Source organism: Ilyobacter sp. (assembly GCF_041583315.1).
Taxonomy (GTDB): Bacteria; Fusobacteriota; Fusobacteriia; order Fusobacteriales; family Fusobacteriaceae; genus Ilyobacter.
Map to the genome: position 1 here is coordinate 1 of NZ_JBFHGC010000102.1, position 6,431 is coordinate 6,431.

The following is a 6,431-nucleotide window of genomic DNA, read 5'->3' on the forward strand; positions in this document are numbered from 1 at the left end:
CCTCACGTTGCCTCTTTAGAAGCTTTTCCCTCTCCTTTTCTGCAATATATCCAAGAAGGTGAAGCAGCATAGGCTGAAGCAGTTCTATCTCTACCTTACTTTTATTCGCTGTGGATAATACCTCGTTGTCTAAGATCTGTATATGGACTTTCTTCTTGCCCAGCAACTCGTAGGTGTCTTTTATCTGTTTCAGGTTTCTCCCCAGTCTGTCTAGCTCCTTAACCACTATCGTGTCTCCAGCTGCTATTTTCACCAGTAGTTTATTCCAGGCAGGTCTGTCCATACTCTTCCCTGATATCTTATCTGTGTAGATGTGACTGGCACTGACTCCATGATCTCTTAGTGCCTTAAGCTGTCTCTCTTCATTTTGCTCTCTGGTCGATACTCTCACATAACCGTATTTCATTTCACACCTCCTACAATTTATCTTACAAAAACTGTAACAGGAATGTTTCAAAAGGTCCATGTGAATTTAGATAACTTTCCGTTTGGAAATACGGATCTCTAGCCCAGTAAACACATTCTCAAATTTCAGTCTCACAAGGTATACCTTTTGATATCAGTTCCAAAGTTTTCCAACACATAAGCTTTGATAATCAAAATGATTGACTTTTTAAATTAAAGGTGTTATTATATTTCTACAATAATTATTTAGGAGGTTTATTTACATGAAAAAACTATTAATTGGGTTGGTCCTTTTATCTTCAATCGTTGCAAATGCAGCTGGAGTTGTTAATGTTTATACAACTAGACATTACGATGCTGATGATGCTTTGTACAACGAGTTTTCTAAAAAAACTGGTATTAAAGTTAATGTTGTAAGTGATCAAAGTGCCGTAAGTATCTCTAAGATAAAGGAACAAGGAAGAGCTCCCTTAGCTGATGTATTTATGACATCAGATGCAGGTAACTTAGCTCAAGCAAAGGAAGCTGGTATCTTACAACCTGTAAATAGTTCTATATTAGAGTCAAATATTCCAGCTAAGTATCAAGATGATGATAATCAGTGGTTCGGATTAACTAAGAGAGCGAGAGTATTTATTTATTCAAATGATAGAGTTAAGGCTAAGGATCTAAAGGGACTTACTTATGAATCTTTAGTAAAAGATTCAAGATGGAATGACAAGGTACTTGTTAGATCCTCGTCAAATATGTACAATCAGTCAATGGTTGCTTCCTTTATTGCATTACATGGTCAGAAGAAAACTTCTGAATGGGTAAAGGAATTAGTAGATCAAATGGCTAGAAACCCACAAGGAAACGATAGAATTCAAGCTGTAGCTGTCAAAGATGGTGAAGGTGATATTGCTATTGCCAACTCTTACTACTATGGTAAACTCGTAAATGAAACTGATAAAAGTTCAAAATATTACGGAGTTGCTGATAAGACTAGCCTTTACTTTCCTAACCAAAACAAAGGAGAGTCTGGGGTTCATATGAACATTAGTGGAGCTGGAGTTGTTAAAAATGCCAAAAATAAAGAGGAAGCCATTAAATTGATTGAATTTCTTTCTATGAAAAAACAACAAGAGGCATTCTCTGCTACTAACTATGAATTTCCTGTTAATGCAGAAGCCAAGCTCAGCCCTCTTCTTGCATCATGGTTAGATAAACAAGGTCTTAAGACACTGAAGGAACAAGATATCAATTTAAATTTATTGGGGAAATATAATGAAGAAGCACTTAACATCATGATAGGATCCAACTGGGACACTCCTAAAAAATAATTTTTTACGTAATTAAATTAAAAGGGGTTGGTAAGGGTATAACGCTACTCTTATCACCTCTTTATATTTTATAAGGATGTGAAATTCATGAAAATTTTTAAGATAGAGGATGGAATAATAAAAATTTTGTTATTATTCTTAATACTTGCTTTTATTCTACTTCCAATATCTGACTCTATTCCTCTATTATTTACACCCAATACCCCATATCTAAATGTATTGATAAACAAGGGAATTATTTGGGAGTATTTATTCAACACACTGGAACTTGTATTTAAGGTTGGGGCATTTTCTATATTGTTAGGATTTGCAGGTAGTTACTTTATAACTATGTATGACTTTAAATTTAAAAATGTATTTAAGGTCTTACTGACACTGCCCTTAGCATTTCCTGTATACGTAGGAGCATATACCTATTCATCGATATTCTATACCAATAAATGGCTGAGTAATATTTTCACTAATAAAATATTTATGGAAGGTTCGGTATTTATATATGGAATATTTTTATATCCATATGTTTATCTTGCATGTCGTTCATATCTTAGAAATAACTTGGTAGAGTATATAGAAGCCTCTAAAACTCTTGGAAAATCTAACTTTGAAACTCTTATAAAAGTTATTTTCCCACTTTCATGGCCTGCTATATTAGGGGCTACACTATTTGTGATCTTTGAAACTCTATCTGACTTTGCAGTAGTAGAGTTTTACGGAGTGGCAACAATTTCTAAAGTTATTACAGATTCATGGATGGGACTAGGACAAAAAGATACTGCTGCTAAAATATCTATAATATTAATATTTATTCTCGGTATTATGATATTTGTTGAAAAACTAATTAGGAAAAGAAAAAGATATGAAGGAATCTCTAATAAAAAAATTAAACCTGTGAAACCATCACCATCATTAGCATTTGCAATCTATACATTTCTTGGGATCATCGTATTTTTAGGATTTATACTCCCTGCATATGAGATGATAGGTTTCGCTATAGCTAAAAGTTCATATATTGAAGGTCTCAGCCTTCTTGACATAACAACTAATACATTATTTACACTATCTATTGCTATATTATTAATTATTGTAATATCCACTATCTTTGCAAGTATAGTAAATCAACTAAAGAACGGAAAGAAGTTCTTCTCTACCATTGCAGTAATTGGTTACTCAATCCCATCTATTATACTAGCTCTGGCAGTCTATATTTTTACTCTGTCTCTAGATAATAGTATATATGAATTGTTTCATATTGAGTGGCTTGTACTTATGAATACGAGAACAGCACTGGTTATAGCTCTTGTGATTAAATTTATATCAGTAGCTTTTTCAAACTATTCAAATACTCTTGACAAGATAAATCCAAATATATTCAATGCCTCAACAACTCTAGGTCATAATTTTTTAGGAACATTTGTCAGAGTAAATCTTCCCATCCTTAAGAAGCCTACAAAATTTGTGTTTATTTTATTGTTTATAGACCTTATAAAAGAACTGACACTGACATACACTTTGAGACCATTTAATTTTAAAACTCTTTCTACAGAAATATATAGATATGCTGGAAATGAAATGATAGAAGTTGCAGCTATTCCGTCTCTTGTTATTGTAGGAGTATGTAGTTTAATGATTGTCTACTTAGAATTAGGAGGAAAAAATGTTAAAAATAGATAAAATTAATTTTAACTATGGGAATAAAAAAGTTTTGAAAGACTTTTCTATGGAAGTGAGAGAAGGTGAAAGAGTTGCTCTTAAAGGAGCTTCAGGATGTGGGAAGAGCACCCTTCTTAGATTGATTGCTGGCCTCGAAAAACCAAGCAGTGGAAATATCTTATTTGATAATAATAATATTACCAATCTTTCACCTTATAAAAGGGAGTTTGGATATGTATTTCAGGACTTTGCATTATTTCCGCACCTGAATGTTAAAAAAAATATATATTTTGGTATTTCACAATATAAAAATACTGAGAAAGAAGATCTATTGAATAAATATTCTAAGATGTTGCATATAGATTCTCTTTTTAACCATTATCCACATGAGCTTAGCGGAGGTCAAAAGCAAAGAGTAGCTCTAGCCAGAACTCTTGTTACAAATCCTAAGATTATTCTTCTTGATGAGGTTTTTTCTGCACTTGATGAAGGTCTAAAGGAAAATGTTAGATTAGAAATACTAGAAGTCTTAGAAGAGTTAAAAATCACTACAATTCTTGTAACTCATGATAGCAGAGATGCTGAGGTACTGTGCAGTAAAATAATAGAAATGTAAATTAAAGACATTTTATCTAATTTTATAGCTAATCTTAGCTTTGAAACACTTTGGTTTAGCGTCAATTCAAGCGAAAATCTAACATCCGATTCTGGTGTTTTAAAGTTTCTATTACAAATATTATATAAAAGACACTGAACTGTCACACAATTAAAGTAACATGTATTTAAACAAAATACATATTTCGGGAGGAATTATAAAAATGAAAAAAACAATCCTAATACTAGCGTTAATGCTCTCAACTGCAGCATTTTCTCAAAGTCAAGTAGTAGATCACTCATCTCATAACAAGGCAGAAGTAAAATCAGAAAACGTAGAAAAAACTTCAATGATGGACCAAATTAGTAGTCTTTCTCCTGATGAGCAAAAAGAATATCAAGCTTCTCATAAAAAACATATGATTACTATGAAAAAAATTATGCTAGATATAAAAGAAATTGATATCCAAATAAAAAAAGAGATGCTAAATGAAAGCGTAGATACTAAAAAAATAGCTAGACTTATAGATAAAAAATCTATACTTCAAGCTGACAAAGAAAAAGAGATGCTAAAGTTTAAAATTGAAGCAAAAGAAAAATTTGGTATAAAAATGATGGATGGTATGATGGGTAAAGGTAAGAAGTGCAAAATGATGGATAAGAATGCTTAAGTAAAATAAAGTATGGGGTAAGCTCCAAAAGAGCCTACCCCATTTTGTTTTAAGACCTGTTTATCCATACAATCCCTCTATTCCTACAGAAAATATGCTTATTAAGAAGCATATCCTAAAACTCAATACTTAAAGAGTAATAAGAAGTCCTTAATAGATCTAAATCACTATACTTATCATAACTATTCTTGACATATATACCACCTTCATATACTATGCGTTTATAAATACTTAGGATGGTGGCTAATATTATGATCAAAAAAATTAATTATTTTATGATTTTTTTCTTTTTCAGTTTTGTTATATTTGGAATGTGGGAGTGGCTTCAAACCCCTTTTTTTCAAGATATTACCGATAAAATAAATTATATTGTATGGTATAGATTTCACTGCACAATAGGCGATATAATGATTTTAGGTGTCTCTATGGTGATATGGTCTCTGGCAAAAAAGAACAATATGTGGTTTTTCGACCCTTCAAAACAAGATTATTTGGCCGTTACAGTCTTGGGAGCATCATATACCGCATATAGTGAAATACTGAATGTAGTTATAAGAGAATCTTGGTCGTATTCAGAATATATGCCCCTTATTCCTGGTACTCATATCGGAATTATTCCGATTATTCAATGGATTACTCTTCCAACACTTATAATTTATATATGTGCCCGATTTATAAGAGGGAAAAAATAAAAGACTTCCCATTAAAAGGAAGTCTTTTTAGAAACTAACAACTATAGAATAAAATCAGAATCTAATACATATGCCCTCTTCTGCTCATATTGTCTCTTCCACAAAATCCTCTCACTCCGCTCATTCTGTTCATATGTTCATAACCTGTTATGTCATAAGCTTTTCTGTTAAATTTCATTGATTCAGTCCTCATCTTTGCCTGAATATCAGCAATTTCACCATTAATTTTTTCAACTTTCACCCAATCAATCTTATCCTCATTCATCATTCGTTGAACTTCCAAATTTTTGTTTTGAATATCTAAAGTATGTCTTCTTCTATTGTTGTAATTTTCTTTCTCTAAAGCACTTAATTTTTCATTTTGTTCAAGAGTTAAGTTTTGATTAATTTTAGTTTCATATCTGTGCGAATCATACATGTGACTGTAATTATTATAGCCTCTAGCAAAAACTACAACTGATACAACCAACAATCCAGCGATTAAAAATTTTTTCATAATTATCACCCTCCTTGATATACAAATAAATACCTTATGAATGTGACGAGATTGTGACAGTAGTTAGTATTATTTTCAAAGTGTTAAATTCGATTAATACTAAAATATAACATCAATGATCAAAGCAACTGTTTGAATTAAATATTCACAAAAGGACTTCTAAACTTTTAATTGAATAATAGATAAGCATATAAAATAATTTTATTGTATGGAGGGCGAGTTGATGAAAAAAAAATGGGTAATGCTTTTGTTTCTTTTGATTTTTAGTTTTAGCTATTCTAAATTAGTGGAATATGAAATTGATATAGCTTATACTGAAGTAAATTTCACAGGAAATACAGTAAAGGCTATGACATTAAATGGAGGTATTCCAGGACCGACTCTTGAATTTACAGAGGGAGATATCCTCAGAGTTACATTTAACAATCATATGGATGTAGAAACCTCTATACACTGGCACGGGCTGCTGGTCCCAAATGATCAGGACGGAGTCCCTTACTTGAACACTCCTCCCATACTTCCCGGGACTTCATTCACCTATGAAATTCCATTGATACAATCAGGAACCTACTGGTATCACTCCCATACGGGACTACAGGAA

General features: G+C 32.0%; 8 protein-coding genes. 6 read left to right on the forward strand and 2 right to left on the reverse strand.

Features of this window, described 5'->3' with window-relative positions:
* The coding region (locus tag ABZA26_RS05015) for a recombinase family protein (protein WP_372713422.1) at positions 1-406 on the reverse strand (406 nt) is incomplete at its 3' end.
* Positions 407-668: 262 nt separating this feature from the next.
* Between ABZA26_RS05015 and ABZA26_RS05020 the strand changes: the two genes are divergently transcribed.
* From ABZA26_RS05020 to ABZA26_RS05040, 5 genes are all read left to right on the forward strand, one after another.
* Positions 669-1,727 (forward strand): extracellular solute-binding protein, encoded by a 1,059-nt coding sequence (locus ABZA26_RS05020; RefSeq protein WP_372713423.1) that lies wholly within the window; start codon positions 669-671, stop codon positions 1,725-1,727.
* Positions 1,728-1,814: 87 nt separating this feature from the next.
* Positions 1,815-3,398, forward strand: coding sequence for an ABC transporter permease (locus ABZA26_RS05025; RefSeq protein ID WP_372713424.1), 1,584 nt, complete (start codon positions 1,815-1,817; stop codon positions 3,396-3,398).
* Positions 3,382-3,993 carry an ABC transporter ATP-binding protein gene (locus tag ABZA26_RS05030; RefSeq protein ID WP_372713425.1) on the forward strand — a complete coding sequence of 204 codons (612 nt, stop codon included), beginning with the start codon at positions 3,382-3,384 and terminating at the stop codon, positions 3,991-3,993. Before ABZA26_RS05025 ends, ABZA26_RS05030 begins: the two co-directional genes overlap by 17 nt.
* 202 nt (positions 3,994-4,195) lie before the next feature.
* The gene (locus ABZA26_RS05035) at positions 4,196-4,642 is read left to right on the forward strand and encodes a hypothetical protein (RefSeq protein ID WP_372713426.1); all 447 of its coding nucleotides are present in this window, start codon (positions 4,196-4,198) and stop codon (positions 4,640-4,642) included.
* Between the two features lie 251 nt (positions 4,643-4,893).
* Complete coding sequence (locus ABZA26_RS05040) at positions 4,894-5,334, forward strand: hypothetical protein (RefSeq protein WP_372713427.1); 441 nt, start codon at positions 4,894-4,896, stop codon at positions 5,332-5,334.
* Positions 5,335-5,395: 61 nt separating this feature from the next.
* Here ABZA26_RS05040 and ABZA26_RS05045 read toward each other — a convergent pair whose 3' ends face one another.
* Entirely contained in the window at positions 5,396-5,830 is a 435-nt protein-coding gene (locus tag ABZA26_RS05045; RefSeq protein WP_372713428.1) for a hypothetical protein, read from the reverse strand.
* Between the two features lie 223 nt (positions 5,831-6,053).
* Between ABZA26_RS05045 and ABZA26_RS05050 the strand changes: the two genes are divergently transcribed.
* Positions 6,054-6,431, forward strand: a 378-nt coding sequence (locus ABZA26_RS05050) for a multicopper oxidase domain-containing protein (RefSeq protein WP_372713429.1), incomplete at its 3' end; no start/stop codon positions are given.

Bases quoted from the DNA above. Each gene is read 5' to 3' on its own strand.
- ABZA26_RS05020 (WP_372713423.1), top strand. From the start codon at position 669: ATGAAAAAACTATTAATTGGGTTGGTCCTTTTATCTTCAATCGTTGCA.
- ABZA26_RS05025 (WP_372713424.1), top strand. From the start codon at position 1,815: ATGAAAATTTTTAAGATAGAGGATGGAATAATAAAAATTTTGTTATTA.
- ABZA26_RS05030 (WP_372713425.1), top strand. From the start codon at position 3,382: ATGTTAAAAATAGATAAAATTAATTTTAACTATGGGAATAAAAAAGTT.
- ABZA26_RS05035 (WP_372713426.1), top strand. From the start codon at position 4,196: ATGAAAAAAACAATCCTAATACTAGCGTTAATGCTCTCAACTGCAGCA.
- ABZA26_RS05040 (WP_372713427.1), top strand. From the start codon at position 4,894: ATGATCAAAAAAATTAATTATTTTATGATTTTTTTCTTTTTCAGTTTT.
- ABZA26_RS05045 (WP_372713428.1), bottom strand. From the start codon at position 5,830: ATGAAAAAATTTTTAATCGCTGGATTGTTGGTTGTATCAGTTGTAGTT.